The following is a 522-nucleotide window of genomic DNA, read 5'->3' on the forward strand; positions in this document are numbered from 1 at the left end:
TAGGATGGCAATGCGTCGTCTTACTGGCTCGTTAAATGCGTTGAGTACATCATTCAAGCTTTGTGGCTGATGCTTCTCGATCCAGTCCGTGACTAACGCTAGCGCGAGGTGACGCTTTTTATAGGTATGACCGCTATAGCGGTACTCCGAGTAATCTTTTTCGCCTTTTTGAACGCTTGTGCGCTGCTCGGCACGCTTCTCGCGGAACTTCACTTGGTACTCTTCCACTTCTGGAACAGGGATGATCTGCTCAGCATTGATCAGTACATCTTCTTTGTAGCGATAGGGCGTGAGGCGCACACAACTGATATCGACGCCTTTATCACGCAGCCATAACACAGAAGTGGTGAGTTCTTTACCGAAGTCTGCTGAGGCTAGAACGATTCGCACATCGTTACCAAAGTCATCCAAGCTGTTCTCATCAAGATCGACAAACTCTAGGATGGCTTCGCGGGCCTCGATCTCTAGACCTTCTTTCTTCAAGTACTGGGCATAGTAGTCACATGCTTTGTCGAACGTCAT

At 48.7% G+C, this 522-nt stretch carries 1 pseudogene; it reads right to left on the reverse strand.

What is annotated here, in order from left to right:
* Positions 1 to 522, reverse strand: a pseudogene (locus R7044_RS27935) (hypothetical protein); the annotation flags it as partial.

It is taken from the genome of Vibrio sp. 1402 (genome assembly GCF_033340275.1).